Raw genomic sequence first — 19,981 nt, 5'->3', positions numbered from 1 at the left:
GATAAGCGAGCCCGGAACGACCATGCCCGGCCTCAGCAGCTGAACGCCGTGCCGACACCGTCCGGGGGTGGCGCCGGCTTCAGGCAGCCGAACGGCTCGATTCCGGCGGGGCTGAATTTGGCCGCCGACTGGTGCGCGTAGTTCACGCAATACAGACCCGCCTGGTCGGCGCGGCATCGGTAGTCACCGAACGACAGCGAATCCCCGTCCGCCAGTTCCGGTCCATTGCCGTTGATGAACGGACCGGGATCGGCGCGGGCAGCTCCCACCTGCAGGTTCATCCCGTCGAAGCTGACCCAGCCGCCTTGCCATTGGCCATAGGCCGTGGCGGGCGCCGGCGGCGGGTTGGTCAGCCTCACCAGGCAGGCCAGCGCGCCGCCGAGGTGTTTGGCGTCGGTCATGCAGGACACCTTGCCCGCCATCACCGTCAGTGCGATGTCATTGCCCAGCGGCGTGACCGCGCCGTCGCGGGTAGCCGTGTGAAACCGGCCAGGGTCGGCGGGGTGACCGGACTCGATCCACGCGATGACCTCGGAGATCGGCGCACCGGCTGCCGGTGCTGCGGCCGGTCCCGGCGATTTGCTGCCCGGCATGCCGGCGCCGGTCGACGTCGCGGTGGTGCTGCCGGTGGGTTCTGAATTGCCGCCCGTGGCGTGTGAACACCCGGCGACCAGTAATGACGCGGCGATCATCGCAGCAATCCGCATTCAGTCAGGCTAACCGCCGCGCCGGGCAATTAAGGCGCTGCGCGCGCGTTACCACCGTCATGTCGGTTACCGTCGGGTTATGCATGACCGCACTGTCCGCGCACGCACGGCCATCGGCACCGTCGAAGGCTTCACCCGCGACGGGGTCACGCGGTGGCGGTCGATCCCGTATGCCCGTCCGCCGGTGGGGAATCTGCGCTTCCGGGCACCGCAGCCCGCGCAGCCGTGGTCGGGGGTTCGGCACTGCCATGGCTTCGGCAACTGCGCGCCCCAGCAGCGCCGCTACACCCTGCTCGGGCTCGGCCGCTACCAACCGATGAGCGAGGACTGCCTCACCCTCAACGTCGTGGCGCCCGAGGGCGCGGCCGAGGGACCACTACCCGTCATGGTGTTCATCCACGGCGGCGGCTATTTCCTGGGCAGCTCGGCGACGCCGCTGTACGACGGCGCTGCCCTGGCACGCCGCGGATGCGTGTACGTGTCGGTGAACTACCGGCTGGGCGCGCTGGGGTGCATTGACTTCTCGTCGCTGTCGACGCCGGAGATCACCATCGACAGCAATCTGTATCTGCGCGACCTGGTGCTGGCGCTGCAGTGGATTCGCGTCAATATCGGGGGATTCGGCGGTGACCCGGACAACGTCACCATCTTCGGCGAGAGCGCCGGCGCGTGCATCACCGCCTCATTGCTGGCGGTCCCCGCCGCCAAAGGCCTTTTCGCCCGGGCGATCTCGGAAAGCCCGGCATCCGGGCTGGTGCGGTCGAAGGAGGTTGCCGCTGAGTTCGCGAACCGCTTCGCCAACCTGCTCGGGGTGCGACGGCAGGACGCCGCCAACGCGTTGATGCAGGTCTCCGCGGCCCATTTGGTGGAAACCCAACACCGGTTGATCGACGAGGGCATGCGGAACAGGCTGGGCGCCTTCCCAATTGGGCCCGTCTTCGGTGACGACATCCTGCCGCTGGATCCGGTCGAAGCGATGCGGCGCGGCGAGGCCCACCGGGTCCCGCTGATCGTGGGCACCAATGCCGAAGAGGGGCGGTTGTTCACCCGGTTCCTGGCGATGCTGCCGACCAACGAGACGATGGTCGAGGAACTGCTCGCCGAGGCAGAACCCGCTATCCGCGAACGCATTACCGCCGCTTATCCCGACTATCCGCAGCGGGCGGCGTGCATCCAGCTCGGCGGTGACTTCGCCTTCGCCTCGGCCGCCTGGCAGATCGCGGAGGCGCATGGTGCGCACGCGCCGACGTACCTCTACCGGTATGACTACGCTCCGCGCACGCTGCGCTGGTCGGGTTTCGGAGCCACCCATGCCACCGAGTTGCTGGCCGTCTTCGACGTCTACCGCACCAGATTCGGCGCGCTGTTGACCGCGGCGGCCGACCGGCGGGCCGCGTTGCGGGTGAGCAACCAGGTGCAGCGGCGCTGGCGTGCCTTCAGCCGTACCGGGGTGCCGGGGGAGGATTGGCCTCTGTACACCGCCGACGATCGCGCCGTGATGGTCTTCGACCGCAAGTCGCGCGTCGAGTTCGATCCACACCCACATCGCCGAATGGCCTGGGACGGCTTCTCACTGGCGCGTTGAGCTGGCACGCTGACCCACATGCATGCCGAGACCGAGCAAGTCATCGAACGACCCGGTGATCTCACCGCCTCCTGGCTGGCCGCGGTCATCGGCACCGGACCCATCGCGGACTTCTCGGTGGAGCGCATCGGTACCGGCCAGATGAGCGAGTGCTACCGCGTTCGGCTCCGTTATGCCGAAGGCCCCTCGGAGGCCCCCGAGTCGGTGGTACTGAAGGTCGCGGCCACCGATCCGGTCAGCCGGCAGACCGGCCTGGCGCTGGGGCTCTACGAGCGCGAGGTGCGCTTCTACGGCGACATCGCGCCGCGGCTGGGCGGACCCATCGCACCGTGCTACCACGCGGCGGTCGACACCTCGGCGGGCGTGTTCGATCTGCTGCTCGGCGATGCCGGACCGGCCGTCGTCGGCGACGAAATCGCCGGCGCCACAGTCGAACAGGCCCGCCTCGGCATCGTCGAACTGGGACGGCTGCAGGGGCCGCTGCTCGGCGACACCTCGCTGGCCGCGGCGCCGTGGCTCAACCGCGAGCCCCCGCTGAACCAGGCCATGATCACCCCGCTGTACGCGGGCTTCGTCGACCGCTACGGCGACCAGATCGCGCCGGAGCACCGCGTGGTGTGCGAACGCCTGGTGGCCGCGTTCGACGGCTACCTGGCCTCGGGAACCAGCGGGGACGGGGAGGCGTCCGGGCGGGGTGGCATGCAGGGTCTGGTGCACGGCGACTACCGGCTGGACAATATGCTGTTCGGCACCGACGGCGCCGATCGCGCACTGACGGTGGTCGATTGGCAGACCGTGTCCTGGGGTCCGGCCCTGACCGACCTGGCCTACTTCCTCGGTGGCGCGCTGCCCACCGAGGACCGCAGGCGGCACTACGACGCGCTGCTGCGGGCCTACCATGAGGCGCTGGGGCCGCAGGCGCCGCTCAGCCTGGCCGACGTCGCCGACGGCGCGCGCCGGCAGAGCTTCTTCGGGGTGATGATGGCGATGGTGTCGCCGATGCTGGTCGAGCGCACCGATCGGGGCGACCAGATGTTCATGACGATGCTGCGGCGGCACTGCGACCACGTCCTCGACACGGACGCGCTGTCGACGTTGCCCGAAGCGGTCGCGCCCGAGCCGTTGCGACCGTCGGCCGAGGACGAACTCGCTCACGATCCCACCGCCGAACCGCTGTGGAGTGAGAGCTGGTACGCCGACTTCGCTGACGCGGCACAGGGATTGGGCGGCTGGTTCCGGCTCGGCAGGGTCGCCAACGAGCAGACCGCCTGGGTGCACGTGTTGTTGTGTGGCCCCGACATGCCGACCGTCGCCTTCGACGCGCAAGTGCCACTGCCGCCGGACCCGTGGGCCCTGCAGACCGATGACATCGAGCTCGCCCATTCCGCCGACGCGCCCTTGCAGGCTTATCGGGTGGACGTGCGGGCGCGGGGCCAGGCCCACGCCGATCCGTCGGCGTTGCTGCGTGGGGAGCCGGGAACCCCGGCCGAGATGACCATGAACCTGGTCTGGACCACCGATGGCACGCCGTACAAGTACGGGCTTACGACGCGATATGAAATCCCGTGCACGGTCTCGGGCGTCGTCACGATCGACGACCGCAGCTACCGCCTGGAATCCGTTCCCGGCCAACGGGATCACTCCTGGGGTGTGCGCGATTGGTGGGGCATGGATTGGATCTGGAGCGCGCTGCACCTCGACGACGGCACCCACCTGCATGGCGTGAACATCCGGATTCCCGGCGCGCCCGCGTTCAGCATCGGTTACCAACAGGGCGCCGACGGTAAGGTCGCCGAGCTGCAGAGCGTTGACTCGCGAGAGTCCTTCGCCGGCAACGGGTTACCGCTTGAGGCGACGCTGGTGCTCAAGCCGGCGGAGATCACCGCGGAGGTGGATGTGCGCGGTCAGGCGCCGGTCCGGCTGGTCGCGACGGACGGACGGGTCAGCCAGTTTCCCCGTGTCTGGGCCACGATCAGCGCCGCCGACGGGCGTAGCGGTGTCGGTTGGCTGGAATGGAACCGCAACCTCGGCGAACAAATCTAAGTGAGCGGATCGGTCGCCATCGTGGTGATGGGCGTCTCCGGATCGGGTAAGTCGACGGTGGGGGCGGCGCTCGCACACCGCTTGGGGGTCCCCTTTGTCGACGCCGACACCCTGCACCCGGCGGCCAACGTCGCCAAGATGGCGGCCGGTGAACCGCTCGACGACGATGACCGCTATCCATGGTTGGAGCGCGTCGGCGAATGGTTGGCCGCCCACCCTGACGGCGCCGTGGTCAGTTGCTCGGCGCTGAAAAGGAAATACCGCGACCAGCTGCGCGCGCACTGCCCGGCCGTGAAGTTCCTGCATCTCTCCGGTTCGGCGGAGCTGATTGCCAACCGCCTCGCGGCCCGGACCGACCACTTCATGCCGGTCACGCTGCTGCGCTCGCAACTGGACACCTTGGAGCCCCTCGGGCCGGACGAGGCCGGCATGACCATCGACGTCAGCCTCGACGTCGACGCGATCGTGGACACCGTCGTGAAGACCCTGGACCATCGCTAGGGCCACATTGCTCGACGTTCCCGGACCTGCGAGGGACCTCGACATCGGATACAACCAGCCCCCGTGTAGCATTGTGCTACAACTTGTCACGAAGTGTTGCATCGGGAGGACATGGTGGGCGAGGCTGTTGATCGGGTCACGCGGGTGGCGTCCGATCTGATGGACAGCGCGGCGGCTGAGGGCGCCCGGCAGAGCCGCTCGGCCAAGCAGCAACTCGACCACTGGGCGCGGGTTGGGCGAGCGGTGTCGAGCCAGCACACCGCCTCGCGGCGACGAGTGGAAGCTGCGCTCGCCGGCCAGTTGCCGACCGGCGAACTCACCGTCGAGGAGGGCGTGGTGTTCAACGCGGAGATCTCCGCGGCCATCGAAGAAAGCCTGGCGCGCACCAACTACGGGGCCACGCTGGCCGGGCAAGGGGTCACCACGGTCGCGCTCAACGATGACGGCGAGATCGTCGAGCACCGCCCGGACGGCGCCGCGGTGGTGCTCGGGGGCGGGCGCTGATCCGGAGTTCACCGGCGATTCGGCGGTCCGATGGATCGTCTTGACTTGGTGGTCGGGCCGGACGGTGCCGGTAAGTCGACGTTCATCGCCTTCACCCTGGCGCCGCTGCTGCCGGGCAGCCTGGTGGTCAACGCAGACGAGATCGCGAGGCAACGCTGGCCGCAGGATCCCGCCGCGCACTCCTACGACGCCGCGCGCATCGCCGCCGACACCCGCGCCAAGCTGATCGAACTAGGCCGGTCCTTCATTGCCGAGACGGTGTTTTCCCATCCCTCGAAGCTCGACCTCATCCACTCCGCGCGCCGCGCGGGCTACACCGTCGTGCTGCACGCGCTACTCATCCCGGAAGACCTTGCGGTGCAACGTGTCCGGCACCGCGTGCAGGCCGGCGGTCACGACGTTCCGGAAGACAAGATCCGCCGGCGCCATCGCCGACTCTGGACGCCGGTCGCCGACGCCATCGCCTTGGCTGACCTCGCGACCGTCTACGACAACACCCGGCTGCGCGGCCCGTGCATCGTCGCGCGGCTCAGCGGGGGTCTGATGGTCGGAAAACCCGGCTGGCCCGCGTGGACCCCGGACGCGCTGCGGGTCCGCTGGCCCGACTAACTCTCGCGCCGTGACGGGACTGCAGCGCGCGTCACTACCAGGGCAGCTTGCGGCGGCCGGTCTCGACTTGGCTACCGACACGGTCGCGCGCGGTGTCGGCCAGTTCGCTGCCGCGCTGACGGGCGGTTTCGGCCAATTCCTCGCCGCGTGCCCGCGCCGTGCCGGCCAGCTTCTCACTGCGCTTGCGCGCCTTCTTGGCCAGCTTCTCGCTGCGCTTGCGCGCCTTCTTGGCCAGCGGCGCGGCCTCGTCGGCAAGTTCTTCGCTGCGCTTGCGCGTCTTCTCGGCCAGATACGCGGCACGTTCGGCGGCTTCGTCGGCCCATTCCTCCCCGCGCTTGCGGGCCTTCTTCGCCAGCGGCCTACCGCGCTCGGCGGCGGTGCTGGCGAGTTCGCGGCCGCGTTCGAGTGCCGCCTCGGCGTAGGGCGCGCCACGTTCCGCTGCGGTGCTGGCCAGTTCGCGGCCGCGTTCGAGTGCCGCCTCGGCGTAGGGCGCGCCGCGCTCGGCCGCGGTGCTGGCCAGTTCGCGGCCCCGTTCGGCGCCGATCTGCAAGCCGTGCGCGATCCGATCACCCAGTTCGGAAAAATCGGCATCGAAGGCCGAGGTGTCGGAACCGGGCAAGGCCGAGGACACCCGCTCAGAGAGCCGTTCCGCCGCTCGCCGGCCACGCCACCCGAGCGAGGGCTTACCGGCGGTGTCGGCGGAGGCGATCAACAGTCCGCCCACCAAGCTCAGGTCGGTGAGGAATTGTTGGCGTTTCTGGGCTTTGGCCACCGGGTCGCTTTCGTTCCAGAACGAATGCGAGCCAAGGTTGGCCGGTAACACCGTCACCGCGAGGGCCGCCGACGCGATCCGCGGGAGTTTGCCGGTGGCGAGCAGCAGGCCGCCGCCGATTTGAACGGCCGCGGTGATCTGCGCGACCGTCTCGGGGTCTCTGGGAATGCTGCCGCTGACCGCATCCGGCAACGCCTGAAGTCCGTCGACGGCCGGCGCCGCGGCCTCGGCCGCGGATTTGGGATTGAGCAGCGAGTTGACTCCTTGCCCGATGAATGCAACTGATAACAGGGGTCGCGCGATTCTCCTGAGCACCATGGCCGGTGTATTACCCGGCTGCCTGTCGAGCAAACCGTGGCGCCGATATGCCCAGCTAGACCGGCATGGACATAGACGTACACACCGATAGGGTGGAGCGCGTGCGAGCGTTGGTCGTCGTCGATGTGCAAAACGACTTCTGCGAGGGAGGCTCCGTGCCGACGGCCCGCGGCGCCGCCCTGGCCCCCGCGATCAACGCCTATCTGTCGGGTGACCCGGGCTACCACCACGTCGTGGCCACCCAGGACTTCCACATCGACCCGGGTGATCATTTCTCCGACCGGCCCGACTATTCGTCTTCCTGGCCCGTGCACTGCGTTGCCGGAAGCCCGGGCGCGAATTTTCGCCCGGATCTGGACATTCGGAATATCGATGCGGTCTTTCGCAAAGGCGCCCACGCCGCGGCGTACAGCGGTTTCGAGGGCGTCGACGAGAACGGGACGACGCTACTCGGGTGGTTGCGGCAGCGGGGAGTCGACGAGGTCGACGTGGTCGGCATCGCCACCGACTTCTGCGTGCGGCGGACCGCCGAGGACGCGGCCGCGGCCGGCCTGACGACCAGGGTGCTGGTCGACCTGACCGCGGCTGCGGGCGTGGACTCGGCCGCCGAAGCGCTGGCGGAAATGCGGTCCGCCGGCATCGAGTTGGTAGGGGGACCGTAGTGGTGGTGCCGCTGGATCGGGAACATCTGCTCGCCGCCGTGGAACGCTCGCCGCAGGCGGCCGCCGCGCACGATCGTGCGGGGTGGGTGGGACTGTTCACCGGCGACGGCCGGATCGAGGACCCGGTGGGCTCGCGACCGCATCAGGGCCATGAGCAAATCGGCCGCTTCTATGACACGTTCATCGGTCCGCGTGACATCAAGTTCCATCGCGATCTCGACATCGTCGTCGGCACGGCAGTGCTACGTGATCTCGAGCTCGAGGTGGCGATGGGCTCGGCCGTGACGATGTACATTCCCGCGTTCCTGCGCTATGACCTCCGAGACATCAACGGTGAGTGGAAGATTGGCGAACTACGCGCCTACTGGGAGCTTCCCGCCATGATGCTGCAGTTCCTGCGCACCGGCTCGGGGGCGGTGGGGCCGGCGCTGAACCTGTCCAGGGGGCTGTTGAGCAACCAAGGCTGGCGTGGGACCGCGGGGTTCATGTCCGGGTTCCGGCGGGTGGGAGCGCGCCACCAGCGGTTGGTGACGACGTTCCTGGACGCCGTCGCGCGGCAAGACAAATTCTCCGCTGCGCAGGCTCTGTCATCAGACGCCGCAATAACTTTGGGTGATCGCGACCCGCTCGATCTGGCCGAGCTGATGGAGCAGCTGGACGGCGCCGGCTCCACCAAGATGATCAGCGCGGGCCGCACCGTCGCGGCCTCGCTCAACTCGGGTCATGGGCGCGCCATTGTGTTCGCCGATGTCGCCTGGCGTGCCAACGCGATCGACCGGATCAGCTACTTTCCCGCCTGATCCACCGCCTTCACCGGGCGACCATCAGCGCCAGCGATGCCGTCGACAGGCACAAGTACGCGCCGGGAAACGCGATATTGTACAGCACACGTGCCCTCAGGTGTGTTGCCACCGCACCGACGAAGAACGCAACCAGCCCGGCGGCGGCGGCGACGCCCAGCTCCCGCAGGCCGAGCAGGCCGCCAACGATGCCGGCGGCTCCGGCCAGCTTCACCGCGCCCAGCGCCGGCAACCAGGACCGTGGCACTCCCACCTGGGCAGAGTTCGCCAGAACGAATCGCGCCGGAACGAAGTCGGCTATGGCGATCGCGGCGGTGATGGCGGCGGTAATCAGCGTGACCAGGACAAGTGCAGTGTTCATCTAGATCAATCCCTTGTCGCGCAGCAATTTCCACAGCGGCGAGTCGCGATGCGCGCACTGCGCACCGCGGCGCACAATCGGTAAGGTCATGGTGCTTGTCTCCTTTGCCACAGGAAGTCCGTTAAGCGCGGTCATCTCCTTGACGACTTCCACCGGGAAAAGGTGACCTATGAGCGCAACAAAACACATGGCGGATCTGGCGCAGCGCTTCGATGCAGATCGACGGCACCTGAGGTCGGTCGCATTCCAGCTGCTGGGCTCGATGGCCGACGCGGACGACGCCGTGCAGTCGGCGTGGCTCAAGGCCAGCCGTGCGGACTTCGACGCAGTCGACAACCTTTCCGGCTGGTTCACGACGATCACCGCGCGGGAGGCGTTCGACCAGCTTCGGGCACGCAATCGTCGCGCCGAGCAACCGCTGGCCGGGGCCGACGAACTGGACCGGCTGGCCCAGACGGCGGCGGCGCCGGCCGACGAGGATGCGCTGCTGGCGGAGTCGGTGAGCGCAGCGCTGCTCGTCGTGCTCGACCGGCTCTCCCCGGCGCAACGCGCCGCGTTCGTGCTGCACGACGTCTTCGCCATGCCGTTCGAGCAGATCGCCGAAGTGATGAATCGGTCACCGGACGCCACCAAGAAGCTGGCCAGCAGGGCGCGGGCGCGTCTGCACGCCGGTTCGCCCGCCCCACCCCGTCGCACGGCCGCCCACGTGCAGGTGGTGGAAGCGTTTTTGGCTGCCTCACGCGGGGGAGATATCGCCGGTCTGCTCGAACTGCTGGCTCCCGAGGTGGTGCGCACGGTCGATCCGGCCCTCGTCCCGGCGGACGTGCCGACCACGTTGCACGGCGCCCGCGAGGTCGCCGAGGAGACTCGCCGGTTCGCTCAGCGGGCGCGCGCCGGTGCTGTCATGCTCATCGACGGGACACCGGGCATCGTGCTCGCGGCGCGCGGGCGCGCTCACGTCCTGCTGATGATTGGCATCGGCCCCGACGACCGCATCCACACGATCGACATCACCGGCAGTGCCGACCGAATCCGTCGGGCCGCGCTGACACTGCCCCGGTGGCCAATCCAGGAACATCACAACCTCATCGGGTACCAAGGACGTCAGACACAGCCGGCCGGGCAGCCGGCCACGGGGCAAGACCAGGAGAGCCATGCTCGATAAGCCGTTCGGACGGCGCAACCTGCTGCGGGGCGCCGGCGCGCTTTCTGCGGCGGCGCTGGCACCGTGGTCGGCCGGGTGCGCCCCGGAGGACGACGCGCTCACCTTCTTCTTCGCGGCCAACCCGGATGAGCGTGACGCCAGGATGCGCATCGTGGACGAGTTCGAGCGCCGTCATCCCGACATCAAGGTCCGCCCGGTGCAGTCCGGCCCGGGCGTCATGCAACAGCTTTCGACGTTTTGTGTCGGCGGCAAATGCCCCGACGTCCTGATGACGTGGGAACTGTCCTACGCCGAGCTCGCCGACCGCGGTGTGCTGCTGGACATGAACACGCTATTGGCGCGGGACAAGACGTTTGCCGACCAGCTCAAGGCGGACAGCATCCCGGCGCTGTACGAAACCTTCACCTTCAACGACAAGCAGTACGCGCTGCCCGAACAGTGGTCGGGCAACTACATGTGCTACAACAAGCGGCTCTTCGCCGAAGCCGGCGTGCCTGCGCCGCCCAAGACGTGGGAACAACCGTGGGATTTCGCCGAATTCCTGGACACCGCGCGCGCTTTGACCAAGCGTGACGCATCCGGGCGGGCCGCCCAGTACGGCTTCGTCAACACCTGGGGTTCCTACTACTCGGCCGGCCTGTTCGCGATGAACAACGGCGTTGCCTGGTCCAACCCGCGGTTGAATCCGACCCACTTCAACTTCGACAGGGCGGCGTTCCAGGAAGCGGTGCAGTTCTACGCCGATCTGGCCAACCAGTACCGGGTTGCGCCCAACGCATCCGAGACACAGTCGATGTCGACGCCTAACCTCTTTGCGGTGGGACGGGCGGCGATCGCGCTCGGTGGGCATTGGCGCTACCAGACTTACATCCGAGCCGAGGACCTCGATTTCGATGTCGCGCCGTTGCCGGTCGGCCCGGCGCTGGGCAAGGGTCACGCCGCGTGTTCTGACATCGGCGCCACCGGACTGGCAATCTCGGCGAGCAGCCCCCGCAAGGAGCAGGCGTGGGAGTTCGTGAAGTTCGCGACCGGGCCCATCGGGCAAGCGTTGATCGGTGAGTCTTGTCTGTTCGTTCCCGTGCTGCGGTCGGCGCTGCAATCCGAGGGATTCGCCAAAGCCCATCAACGGCTCGGCAATCTCAGCGTCCTCACCGAAGGGCCGGCCTTTTCGCAGGGCTTGCCCATCACGCCGGCCTGGGAAAAGGTGAATGCGTTGATGGACCGCAACTTTGGGCCCGTCCTGCGCGGGCGCCAACCGGCCACCTCGTTGAGCGGACTGTCCCGCTCCGTCGACGAAGTGTTGCGCAGCCCATGACCTCGATGGACGTGACGGGCGTGGCCGCCCCGGCCGGAAGGGCGACGCGCAAGACCCCGAAGGACCCGAGCCCGTGGCGCCGGCACGCCTGGGCGGGTCGGTTGTTCGTGGCCCCCAACATGGCGGCGGTCGCGGTGTTCATGCTCTTTCCGCTGGGCTTCTCGCTGTACATGAGCTTTCAGCAATGGGATGTCTTCACCCCACCCAAATTCGTGGGTGCGAAGAACTTCTCTGACCTGTTCACTTCCGATCCCCTGTTCCTGATCGCGATCCGCAACACGGTGATTTTCACCCTCGGAACGGTCGTGCCGACGGTCCTCATCAGCCTGGCCGTCGCCGGGGTGCTGAATCAAAAGGTCAGGGGCATCGGCATATTCCGGACGATTGTCTTTCTGCCGCTGGCGATCTCGTCGGTCGTGATGGCGGTGGTGTGGCAATTCGTCTTCAACACCGACAACGGCCTGCTCAACATCATGCTCGGCTGGGTCGGGATCGGGCCCGTCCCGTGGTTGGTCGATCCGCACTGGGCGATGGTCTCGCTGTGCATCGTCAGCGTCTGGCGCAGCGTGCCGTTCGCCACCGTTGTCCTGCTGGCCGCGATGCAAGGGGTTCCGGGAACGGTCTACGAGGCGGCCAAGATCGACGGTGCCAGCGAGATAAGGCAATTCGTCTCCATCACCGTCCCGCTGATCCGAGGGTCGATATCGTTTGTGGTGATCATCTCGGTCATCCACGCCTTCCAGGCGTTTGACATGGTCTATGTCCTCACCGGCCCCACCGGCGGGCCCGAATCGGCGACCTACGTGCTGGGCATCATGCTGTTCCAGCATGCGTTCTCGTTCCTCGAATTCGGATACGCCTCCGCGCTGGCGTGGGTGATGTTCGCCGTCTTGCTGGTGCTGACCGTGGTGCAGTTGCGGGTCAGCCATCGACGATCTTTGGAGAATTCGCGTGGGCTTAAGTGAGGGTGTCATGAAGCACACCGTCGTCCGCGGCGCCATCGTCTACGGCGCGCTGCTTGCCGTCGCCTGGTGCGCGCTGTTCCCGGTGGCGTGGGCGGTGTCGGGTTCACTGAAAACGGAAGGCGAGGTCAGCGAGCCCAAGCTGTTGCCGGCCCACCCGCGGTGGTCCAACTACACCGAGGTGTTCGCGCTGATGCCGTTCGGGCGAATGTTCTTCAACACCGTGTTGTACGCGGGATGCGTCACCGCGGGGCACGTCTTCTTCTGCTCGCTGGCCGGATACGCCTTTGCGCGACTGGATTTCCGCGGCCGCGATGCGCTGTTCGTCGTCTATCTCGGCACGTTGATGGTGCCCCTGACGGTGACGGTGATCCCGCAATTCCTGGTGATGCGAACCCTGGGCTGGGTGGACACCCCGTGGGCGATGATCGCGCCGGGTTTCTTCGGCAGCGCGTTCGGCACGTACCTGATGCGGCAGTTCTTCCGTACCTTGCCCACCGATCTCGAGGAGGCCGCGATACTCGACGGTTGCTCACCGTGGCAGGTCTATTGGCGCATCCTGCTGCCCCACGCACGACCGGCTGTGATGGTGCTCGCCGTGCTCACCTGGGTCAACGTCTGGAACGATTTCCTGTGGCCGCTGCTGATGATTCAGCGCAACAGCCTGGCCACCCTGACCCTGGGTCTGGTCCGGATGAAGGGCGAATATGTTGCCCGATGGCCAATTCTGATGGCAACCTCGATGCTTATCATGCTGCCCCTGGTCATCATCTACGCGATCGCGCAACGCTCGTTTGTCCGCGGAATCGCGGTCACCGGGATGGGCGGCTAGCCATGGCCTCGGTGACGTTCGAGAAGGCGACCCGCCGCTACCCGGGAGCGGACCGCCCGGCACTGGACAACCTGGACCTCGTCGTCGGCGACGGTGAATTCGTCGTCCTGGTCGGACCGTCGGGGTGCGGCAAGACCACATCGCTGCGCATGGTGGCCGGGCTGGAAGTCGTGGACTCCGGCCGTATCCGGATCGGCGACCGAGACGTCACCAACGTCGATCCCAAGGATCGCGACGTCGCAATGGTGTTCCAGAACTATGCGCTCTACCCGCACATGACGGTGGCCCAGAACATGGGCTTTGCCATGAAGATCGCCAAGACGCCGAAGGACCAGATTCGTCAGCGCGTGCTGGACGCCGCGAAACTGCTTGACCTGCAACCCTATCTCGATCGCAAACCGAAAGACCTTTCCGGTGGACAACGCCAGCGGGTGGCGATGGGCCGCGCGATCGTGCGTCGGCCGCAGGTATTCCTGATGGATGAGCCGCTGTCCAATCTGGACGCCAAACTCCGGGTACAGACCCGTAACCAGATCGCCGCATTGCAACGGCGGCTGGGCACCACCACCGTCTACGTCACCCACGACCAGGTTGAGGCCATGACCATGGGCGACCGCGTCGCCGTCCTCCGCGACGGCGTGCTGCAGCAGTTCGCGCCGCCCCGCGAACTCTACCGAAACCCGGGCAACGTCTTCGTGGCGGGTTTCATCGGATCGCCCGCGATGAATCTATTCACCCTTCCTATCGTGGATTCCGCTGTGTGGCTGGGTGATTGGCCCATAAAGCTGCCCCGCGAGGTCACCGGCACCACGGGCGAGGTTGTGGTCGGGGTCCGTCCCGAACACTTCGAGCTGGGTGGCCTCGGGGTCGAGATGGAGGTCGACGTGGTGGAGGAGTTAGGCGCAGACGCCTACCTGTATGGGCGAATCACCGGCTCCGGCAAGGTAATCGATGCGCCCATCGTCGCGCGGGCCGACGGGCGCAACCCACCGCAGAAGGGCAGCAGGGTGCGTCTGCATCCGGAACCGGGGCACTTGCACTTCTTCGGCGTGGATGGCGGCCGAATCTGTTGATCGTGCGCGGCCTACCTGGCGGCCTGCGGCCCCCGGGGCGTAAATCACCGTAACGGTACTGAATCGCTGGGCGGTGCCTATCCGCGAGAGCAGCGCAGCGCATGAACGCGACGCTGGATGCGCGCGACGTCGTCGGGGGATGGCAGCTGGTTGGTGATCCGGGTGATTTCCACGCCGACATCGATGGGACCGATCGGCCATAGCCGATGTGCGATGAGATCCCTTGCGATGGAAGTGATGTCATCGTCGCACAGTCGACGGCGCGTCAATGCCACCAGCGGCACGTAGCCGGTGGCCGGCATGCCCGCGGGGTAGCCGGCCCGCACAAACGCCACGATGCTCGTCACCCAATGCGACAGGTCCATTCGTCCACCTCGCTAGCCGCCGCAGGTTGCGCGTACGCGGCAGTGCTTGTCTCAGCCAGCAACGTACCATCGGCGAGCCCATCAGCTGAGTAACGCCACACAGTTAAAACGCTCTTTTTCGGCCGCAGGTGCCGGCGTGCCGAGAGTGACTTCGGTGACGATTCGTCGAACGTGGCGCGCCGTAACACTGTTCGGCCGCAGGGCTTCCTAGTATTGCCGCGTGGTGGATCGTTATGGAACCGATGTCCTCGCCGCGGGGCGACGCAAACCGCGCTCGACCGAGCACCCGGCCGAACTGGGTCTGGTGGTCGAGGATGCCCAGACCGGTTACGTCGGCGCTGTGGTGCGCGTCGAATACGGTCGCGTGGACCTGGAGGACCGACGCGGTCACGTGCGTGGCTTCCCTTTAGGCCCTGGGTATTTGCTCGAGGGGCGTCCCGTTATCCTCACCGCGCCGCGTCGGCCGGCACCGACCGGCGGGGGCAGGACCGCGTCCGGTTCGGTCGCCGTGTCGGGTGTCCGGGCCCGCGTCGCCCGGGCCAGCCGCATCTACGTCGAGGGTCGCCACGACGCCGAGCTCATCGCGCAGGTGTGGGGTGAGGACCTGCGCATCGAAGGCGTCGTCGTCGAGCAGCTCGGTGGCGTCGACGATCTGGTGGACATCGTCGCCGAGTTCGGCCCGGGTCCGGGGCGCCGGCTGGGGGTGCTCGTCGATCACCTCGTCGCGGGATCCAAAGAGGCGCGGATCGCCGATGCGGTGCGGCGGGGACCGGGCGGCACCGACACCTTGGTCGTCGGCCATCCCTACGTCGACATTTGGCAGGCCGTGAAACCGCAGCGGCTGGGCCTGGGGGCCTGGCCGAAGGTGCCGCGCCAGGTGGAGTGGAAACACGGCGTCTGCCAGGCGCTCGGTTTGCCGCACAAGGATCAGGCGGACATCGCGAGGGCCTGGCGGCACATCCGTTCGCGGGTGCGCGACTGGAACGATCTGGAGCCGGCACTGATCAGTCGGGTCGAAGAACTCATCGACTTCGTGACCGCGCCGGCCTCCTGACGCGGCACCCGGCGGACCAGGACTAAAGCCCCGCGCTTGGTTAGGCTACGCTAAGCCGACGGTCCCGATCGGCGGGACGGAAATAGGGCATATGCAGGGCGTATTCGGCGTATTCATCGGCACGTTCCTCATCGGTCTCCGGGAAGGCCTAGAGGCGTCGCTCATCGTGAGCATCGTCGCTGCCTTCCTCAAGCGAAACGGCCAGTCCATCCGGCCGATGTTCGCCGGTGTCGCCCTGGCCGTCCTGCTCAGCGTCGGCGTGGGTGTCGGCCTCGACCTGTTCGCCGCCAGCCTGCCGCAGGCCCAGCAAGAGATGATGGAGACCGTCATCAACGCCATCGCGGTGGTGTTCGTGACGTCGATGATCATCTGGATGAACGGCAACGCCGCCCAGCTCAAGGGGGAACTCGAGCGCGAAGCCCGGCAGGCCGTCAACCGTGGTGGCGCGGTTGCCCTGGCCGTGATGGCCTTCCTGGCCGTGCTCAAGGAGGGCTTCGAGACATCGGTGTTCTTGCTGGCGGCCGCCGAGACGTCGCACGGCAACCGGTGGTTTGCCGTGCTGGGCGGCACCGTTGGCATCGTCGTGGCGGTCGGCCTCGGAGTGGGCCTGTACTACGGCGGCCTGCGGATCAACCTCGGCCGGTTCTTCCGGGTCACCGGGGTGTTTCTGGTGCTGATCGCCGCCGGCCTGGTGCTGGGTGCACTGCGCACCGCGCACGAGGCCGGCTGGGTGACCGTCGGCCAGCAACAGGTGCTCGACCTGTCCGGCTGGATACCCAGCAATTCGGTGTTGGGCGCGGCAACGACCGGAGTGTTCGGCATCCCCGCCGACCCTCGCCTCGTCGAGGTGCTGGGCTGGCTGCTGTATGCGGTGCCGGTACTGACCGTCTTTCTGTGGCCCGCCCGGCTCGCTGCCACGCCGCGGGCCCGCAGCAGGCTGCTGGCGGCGACGTCGGCGGTGCTCGTCGTCGCCGGGGCGGGGCTGGTGATCACGACGCCCGCTGATAGCTCGACGTCGCCGCGGCGGGAGCGCGCCGTTTCGGACCATTCCGGCCACACCGCCGCGGTGTCGATAGGGACCGGGCCGCACGGACGCGAGCTGACCATCGCCCCGCAGGGCGCCTCGACCGTCCGCAGCATCGTGTTGGTCCCCGCGGACGACCAGACGGTGGACGGCGTGCCGGTACAGGTATGGCAGGCTTCCGAGGTCGCCGGGGCCGACGGTGCGCCGGAAGTCACGCTGGATCAGTTGCTGAGCATGACGGGGGGCCGGCTGCCGGTCGGTCTCGCGGCCGGCCGCACTCCGGGACCGTTTCAGGGTCAATGGTCGACGACCACCGTATATACCGTGCTCGCGCGCGGTGATTCCGTGGTAAGTGCTCACGCGACCAGCAACCGCACGGCGCTTTTGACCGGCGGCGGACTGGCGGGAGCCAAGACCGTCAGTCTCGGCGGGCTGGCGACGGACTGGTCCACGTCCAGCGCCGACGACCATTCGACAGCGGCCGAGATCGCTGCGAGCGATCGCAACCGCAGGGAGCGGCAGCTCTGGAGTGTCTGGCTTCCGCTGGTATTAGCCGGTTTTGCGTTGGCCTGCGCGCTGTCGGCGATAGCCGCGATGCGCACCGACCGCAGGCAAGAGGATGAGAGGAAATCCATTGATGGTGAGTCACATCGCCCGGGCAAAGTGCCGGTCGCGTGATTTATGGTTTGCCGCAACGCTTCTCGCCGCCACGGCGGTATTGCCGGTGGCCGCATGCAGCCACGCGAATGACAATTCGAATCCTGCCCAGCAGGCGAAGCCGGGAGCTACCAACGCGGTCAAGGTCACCATGGCCAACACCGGCGGCAAGGATGGCTGCGCGCTGGACACCACCAGCGTGCCCGCCGGGCCGGTGACCTTCACGGTCGCCAATACGAACGCACCCGGAATCAGTGAGGTCGAATTGCTCAGGGAACAGCGGATCGTCGGCGAGAAGGAGAATCTGGCACCCGGCCTGGACCCGGTCTCGTTCACGGTTTCGCTGGACGGCGGCGCATACCAGCTTTACTGCCCGGGGGCGAGCACCGAGTACCAGACCCTGACGGTGACGGGTAAGGCGCCGGCGACGCCGACCGGCACCGTCGCCAGCATCCTCAGTCAGGGAACCAAGGACTACGCCGCCTACATCGTCAACCAGATCGGTCAGCTCAACGACGGCGTGAAGGCACTCGATGCCGCCGTGCAGTCGGGCAAGGTCGACGCCGCGAAGGCGGCCTACGCCAAAGCCCGGTTGTATTGGGAGCGTTCGGAATCCACCGTGGAGGGCTTCGTTCTGCCGGGCTTCGCGGTCGGCGACAATGCCGGCAGCCTCGATTATCTGATCGACATGCGTGAATCCACGCCGGTCGACGCGAAGGTGGGATGGAAGGGATTCCACGCCATCGAACGCGATCTGTGGCAGGGCGGCGCGATCACACCCGGGACCAAGGCGCTCAGCACCGAATTGGTCGGCAACGTCGGCAAATTGAACGGCATCGTCGCGGGCCTGCAGTACAAGCCCGAGGACCTGGCCAACGGAGCCAGCGACCTGATAGAGGAGATTCAAAACACCAAGATCACCGGCGAGGAAGAGGCCTTCAGTCACATTGACCTGGTGGATTTTTCAGGCAACGTCGAAGGCGCTCAGCAGGCGTACGCCTCGCTACGGCCGGGTCTGGACAAAATCGACGCCAACCTCGTGCACCAGATCGACCAGCAGTTCCAAAGCGTATTGACGACGTTGGACGGATATCGCGACCCGGCCGCACTGGGCGGCTACCAGACCTATACGCCGGCGCTGAAGGCAAGCGATGCGACGAAGCTGACCGCAGTCATCCAGCCGCTGCACCAGAGTCTGTCCACCGTCGCCCAAAAAGTCGTGACGGCGGGCTGATCGTGACAGACGAAATCACCGAATCCTCCGACGGCGGTCCGAACAGCGCCGGCGCACCGGCAGACTCGAGCGCGGTGTCGCGCCGTCGAGCGCTCGGCGGCGCCATGCTGGCCGGGCTCGGCGGTGCCGCCATCGGCGCCGTCGGCGGTGGCTTCGCCGGTCACGCCATGGCGGCGGGGCAACGCGGCGGTGACGACGACACCGTCGATCTACGCCGCAGTTACCCCTTTTACGGCCAGCCCCACCAAGGCGGAATCGACACGCCCCCACAGCGATACGCCATGTTCATGTCGTTCTCGGTGGCCGGCGGTGCGGGCCGCGCCGAGCTGCAGACCCTGTTGGCACGCTGGTCGGCTGCCGCCGCGATTCTGCAGCAGGGAAAGCCGGTCGGGACGGTTCAGCCACAGGTCGACGTGCAACCGCCCGCCGACACCGGGGAGGCCTACGGGCTGAGCCCCGCCAGTCTGACCGTCACCATCGGGTTGGGCCCATCGCTGTTCGGCGATCGGTTCGGACTGGCCCCCCGCCGACCCGCCGTGTTCACCGACCTGCCGCCGCTGAACGGGGACAACCTCGATCCACGCCTGCACGGCGGCGACCTGTCCGTGCAGGCGTGCGCCGACGACCCCCAGGTCTGCTACCACGCCGTCCGCAACCTGGCCCGGCTGGGCCGCAACATCGTGTCGCCGTACTGGGCCGTCTTGGGTTTCGGCCGAGCCTCCGCCGGCCCCGGCCAGCACACGCCACGAAACCTGCTGGGGTTCAAGGACGGTACCCGCAACATCGCCACCGATGCCGAATACGCCAAATTCGTCTGGGTCGACAACAGCGACCAGCCGTGGATGAACGGCGGGACGTACCAAGTCGTCCGCAAGATCCGGATGTTGATGGAGACATGGGACGTCGACCGGATCGGCAACCAGCAGAGGATTTTCGGACGCACCAAGGAAGAAGGGGCGCCGCTGAGCGGCAAGCACGAATTCGACACACCGGATTTCGCCGCCAAAGGCGCCGACGGCAATCCGCTCATCGATCCGATGTCGCACGTCGGGCTTGCCGCCCGGGAGAACAACGACGGCATCATGATCCGGCGACGGTCCTACAACTACACCGACGGTCTCGACGCCAACGGCCAACTCAACGCCGGTCTGCTGTTCATCTCGTATCAAAAAGATCCCCAAGATTTTATTCGCCTACAGAACCGCCTGGGTGCCCACGACCTGCTCAACGAATACGTCCGCCACATCGGGTCAGCAATCTTTGCGGTGCCGCCGCCGCCCGCTGAAGGCCACTACATCGGCCAAAGTTTGTTCGGCTGAGCAAATCTCGCAGCTAGGTTGCGGCCCGGCGGCGGCGGTGCGTTTCGCTCCCGTGATATTTCGTTTCGGGCCGGTAAATCAATCGCACCCGCCGTCACGCATCGGCGCCCGGCGCGCAC

19 protein-coding genes and 1 pseudogene are annotated in these 19,981 nt (G+C 67.2%); 16 read left to right on the top strand and 4 right to left on the bottom strand.

Going from position 1 to position 19,981, the window contains the following annotated elements; all coding sequences use genetic code 11:
* Positions 1-32: 32 nt before the first annotated feature.
* A complete protein-coding gene (locus ACIUM1_RS00945) occupies positions 33-707 on the bottom strand; it encodes a hypothetical protein (protein ID WP_406815454.1) in 675 nt (224 codons plus the stop codon).
* Between the two features lie 79 nt (positions 708-786).
* On the opposite strand from ACIUM1_RS00945, the gene ACIUM1_RS00940 reads away from it, so the two are divergent.
* The 5 genes from ACIUM1_RS00940 (at position 787) to ACIUM1_RS00920 (ending at position 5,949) form a co-directional block, all read left to right on the top strand.
* Positions 787-2,292 carry a carboxylesterase/lipase family protein gene (locus ACIUM1_RS00940; RefSeq protein ID WP_406815453.1) on the top strand — a complete coding sequence of 502 codons (1,506 nt, stop codon included), beginning with the start codon at positions 787-789 and terminating at the stop codon, positions 2,290-2,292.
* Positions 2,293-2,310: 18 nt separating this feature from the next.
* Complete coding sequence (locus ACIUM1_RS00935) at positions 2,311-4,335, top strand: phosphotransferase (protein WP_406815452.1); 2,025 nt, start codon at positions 2,311-2,313, stop codon at positions 4,333-4,335.
* Positions 4,336-4,836 (top strand): gluconokinase, encoded by a 501-nt coding sequence (locus ACIUM1_RS00930; RefSeq protein ID WP_406815451.1) that lies wholly within the window; start codon positions 4,336-4,338, stop codon positions 4,834-4,836.
* A gap of 159 nt (positions 4,837-4,995) precedes the next feature.
* Positions 4,996-5,340: a TA system antitoxin ParD family protein gene (locus ACIUM1_RS00925; RefSeq protein WP_406817886.1), complete on the top strand. Its 345-nt coding sequence runs from the start codon at positions 4,996-4,998 to the stop codon at positions 5,338-5,340.
* Positions 5,341-5,370: 30 nt separating this feature from the next.
* The gene (locus ACIUM1_RS00920; RefSeq protein WP_406815450.1) at positions 5,371-5,949 is read left to right on the top strand and encodes a zeta toxin family protein; all 579 of its coding nucleotides are present in this window, start codon (positions 5,371-5,373) and stop codon (positions 5,947-5,949) included.
* 34 nt (positions 5,950-5,983) lie between these two features.
* Here the strand turns inward: ACIUM1_RS00920 and ACIUM1_RS00915 are convergent, their stop codons facing one another.
* A complete protein-coding gene (locus ACIUM1_RS00915; protein ID WP_406815449.1) occupies positions 5,984-7,039 on the bottom strand; it encodes a DoxX family membrane protein in 1,056 nt (351 codons plus the stop codon).
* Between the two features lie 101 nt (positions 7,040-7,140).
* On the opposite strand from ACIUM1_RS00915, the gene pncA reads away from it, so the two are divergent.
* Positions 7,141-7,701, top strand: coding sequence for a pyrazinamidase PncA (gene pncA, locus ACIUM1_RS00910; protein WP_406815448.1), 561 nt, complete (start codon positions 7,141-7,143; stop codon positions 7,699-7,701).
* A complete protein-coding gene (locus ACIUM1_RS00905; RefSeq protein ID WP_406815447.1) occupies positions 7,701-8,501 on the top strand; it encodes a ketosteroid isomerase family protein in 801 nt (266 codons plus the stop codon). The genes pncA and ACIUM1_RS00905 overlap by 1 nt, the downstream gene beginning before the upstream one ends.
* A gap of 10 nt (positions 8,502-8,511) precedes the next feature.
* On the opposite strand, the gene ACIUM1_RS00900 is transcribed toward ACIUM1_RS00905, so the two are convergent.
* Positions 8,512-8,862, bottom strand: coding sequence for a DoxX family protein (locus tag ACIUM1_RS00900; RefSeq protein WP_406815446.1), 351 nt, complete (start codon positions 8,860-8,862; stop codon positions 8,512-8,514).
* Between the two features lie 169 nt (positions 8,863-9,031).
* Between ACIUM1_RS00900 and ACIUM1_RS00895 the strand changes: the two genes are divergently transcribed.
* The 5 genes and pseudogenes from ACIUM1_RS00895 to ACIUM1_RS00875 all read left to right on the top strand — a co-directional run bounded on the left by ACIUM1_RS00895 (position 9,032) and on the right by ACIUM1_RS00875 (position 14,209).
* Positions 9,032-10,027: a sigma-70 family RNA polymerase sigma factor gene (locus ACIUM1_RS00895; RefSeq protein ID WP_406815445.1), complete on the top strand. Its 996-nt coding sequence runs from the start codon at positions 9,032-9,034 to the stop codon at positions 10,025-10,027.
* The gene (locus ACIUM1_RS00890) at positions 10,017-11,342 is read left to right on the top strand and encodes an ABC transporter substrate-binding protein (protein ID WP_406815444.1); all 1,326 of its coding nucleotides are present in this window, start codon (positions 10,017-10,019) and stop codon (positions 11,340-11,342) included. Before ACIUM1_RS00895 ends, ACIUM1_RS00890 begins: the two co-directional genes overlap by 11 nt.
* 60 nt (positions 11,343-11,402) lie before the next feature.
* Positions 11,403-12,307: pseudogene (locus ACIUM1_RS00885) on the top strand (carbohydrate ABC transporter permease); the annotation flags it as partial.
* Between the two features lie 7 nt (positions 12,308-12,314).
* Complete coding sequence (locus ACIUM1_RS00880; protein ID WP_406815443.1) at positions 12,315-13,136, top strand: carbohydrate ABC transporter permease; 822 nt, start codon at positions 12,315-12,317, stop codon at positions 13,134-13,136.
* Positions 13,137-13,138: 2 nt separating this feature from the next.
* Positions 13,139-14,209, top strand: a complete 1,071-nt coding sequence (locus tag ACIUM1_RS00875) for an ABC transporter ATP-binding protein (RefSeq protein ID WP_406815442.1) — start codon at positions 13,139-13,141, stop codon at positions 14,207-14,209.
* Between the two features lie 77 nt (positions 14,210-14,286).
* Here ACIUM1_RS00875 and ACIUM1_RS00870 read toward each other — a convergent pair whose 3' ends face one another.
* Positions 14,287-14,574: a DUF3349 domain-containing protein gene (locus tag ACIUM1_RS00870; protein ID WP_406815441.1), complete on the bottom strand. Its 288-nt coding sequence runs from the start codon at positions 14,572-14,574 to the stop codon at positions 14,287-14,289.
* A 220-nt stretch (positions 14,575-14,794) separates the two neighbouring features.
* Here ACIUM1_RS00870 and ACIUM1_RS00865 point away from each other — a divergent pair, with 220 nt between their 5' ends.
* The 4 genes from ACIUM1_RS00865 (at position 14,795) to ACIUM1_RS00850 (ending at position 19,862) form a co-directional block, all read left to right on the top strand.
* The gene (locus ACIUM1_RS00865) at positions 14,795-15,628 is read left to right on the top strand and encodes a DUF3097 domain-containing protein (RefSeq protein ID WP_406815440.1); all 834 of its coding nucleotides are present in this window, start codon (positions 14,795-14,797) and stop codon (positions 15,626-15,628) included.
* 91 nt (positions 15,629-15,719) lie between these two features.
* Positions 15,720-17,330: an iron uptake transporter permease EfeU gene (gene efeU / locus ACIUM1_RS00860; protein WP_406815439.1), complete on the top strand. Its 1,611-nt coding sequence runs from the start codon at positions 15,720-15,722 to the stop codon at positions 17,328-17,330.
* Entirely contained in the window at positions 17,290-18,543 is a 1,254-nt protein-coding gene (gene efeO, locus ACIUM1_RS00855; RefSeq protein WP_406815438.1) for an iron uptake system protein EfeO, read from the top strand. The genes efeU and efeO overlap by 41 nt, the downstream gene beginning before the upstream one ends.
* Before the next feature lie 104 nt (positions 18,544-18,647).
* Complete coding sequence (locus ACIUM1_RS00850) at positions 18,648-19,862, top strand: Dyp-type peroxidase (protein ID WP_406817885.1); 1,215 nt, start codon at positions 18,648-18,650, stop codon at positions 19,860-19,862.
* The last annotated feature ends 119 nt before the right edge of the window (positions 19,863-19,981 follow it).

It is taken from the genome of Mycobacterium sp. M23085 (genome assembly GCF_045343915.1).
Taxonomy (GTDB): Bacteria; Actinomycetota; Actinomycetes; order Mycobacteriales; family Mycobacteriaceae; genus Mycobacterium.
The sequence above is the reverse complement of the archived record's forward strand: the minus strand, read 5'-3'. Positions and strand labels throughout refer to the sequence as shown.